Consider the following 787-nt stretch of genomic DNA (forward strand, 5'->3'; position numbering starts at 1 on the left):
CCGCCCCGGATGGCGTTTTCCTGAACGACGTTAAAAGTTGTCCAGAGGTCGTTTTCCCGGTCGCCCGTGCGGCGGGTGTTCAAAAGCTGGCTCGGCTGAATGTGGGTCGTGGTTTCCCCTTCGCTGTCTCCGAAGCGGGCAATGTGCGCAGCCTCCGCAAACACCTGCCTTTCGTCACGGTCGAGGATCAGACCGCTCCAATCGGCTGGCGCGGCAAGGGCCTTTTCCGCTTCCTTCAACACGCTGAACGTGCCGTCAATCACCTTGTGTCGCACGTCTCCGCTGTGACGAACCTTCACGCTTTCGAGGGTGGAGGTCTGGGCGACAAGGGAATTTAGGCACCGGATGCGGAACAACCCGGCCATGATGTCGAACGCGGACGTTCCGTCATTTGCGTTTTTGAGCAGGATTTCGCAAACGGTATCACCAACACAAAACTTGGCATCGTGGTCGAGGCGGCGAAGCCGGATCAGATGCTTGGTGAAGTCCTTCTTGCTGGCATCGCGGGTGCGGCCTTGCTTCACACCAACCGGCATGAATCCTTCGTCTGTCAGCGCACGCAGAACTTCGATGGTAGGGATCGGCTGGAAACGTTCGGAACGGCTCTCATGGGCTGAGACTGCGAAGATAGACGGAGCGCTCCGGCGCATTTCGTCTTCGCTGAGAGCGCGGGCGGAATCAAAGCGTGCGGTGCTGGCATATACTGAGTTCATTGGTTTGCTCCTGTTTCCTGAACTTGGCCGGGGTGGCTCGTTTCATTTTCCGCGTCGTCGGAAACGGGGGCGGC

1 protein-coding gene is annotated in these 787 nt (G+C 58.8%); it reads right to left on the reverse strand.

From position 1 onward, the window contains the following. Positions 1–713, reverse strand: a 713-nt coding sequence (locus FMN63_RS27700; protein WP_148587407.1) for a DUF932 domain-containing protein, incomplete at its 3' end; no start/stop codon positions are given. Positions 714–787: the final 74 nt, after the last annotated feature.

The organism is Stappia sp. BW2 (genome assembly GCF_008107695.1).
Taxonomy (GTDB): Bacteria; Pseudomonadota; Alphaproteobacteria; order Rhizobiales; family Stappiaceae; genus Roseibium.